The sequence below is a fragment of the Citrobacter sp. TBCS-14 genome (genome assembly GCF_005280805.1).
In the GTDB taxonomy this organism is placed as follows: domain Bacteria; phylum Pseudomonadota; class Gammaproteobacteria; order Enterobacterales; family Enterobacteriaceae; genus Citrobacter; species Citrobacter gillenii.
Genome location: NZ_SZWM01001145.1, coordinates 1 through 246, shown reverse-complemented (window position 1 = coordinate 246; position 246 = coordinate 1). Strand labels below are relative to the sequence as shown.

Sequence of the window (246 nt, the reverse complement as noted above, 5' to 3'; positions counted from 1 at the left end):
GGTAACCGCGCGACCAGACTCGGTGATTACCGTCGGATGCGGCAGACCATGCTCTTCACAGGCATCGCCAATGGCCCAAATGATATTGTTGGCGTATTCGTTCAGGCCGTAGTTTACGGAGCAGTCAGACTGCGAACGGGTACCTTCGTAGTCCACGCCCAGACCACCACCGACGTCGAAGCACTGGATATTCACGCCCAGCTTGTGCAGCTCAACGTAGAAACGCGCTGATTCACGTACGCCGGT

General features: G+C 56.9%; 1 pseudogene. It reads right to left on the bottom strand.

The annotated features are described in order from the left end of the window. Positions 1-246 (bottom strand): annotated as a pseudogene (locus FDX22_RS24470) (arginine decarboxylase); the annotation flags it as partial.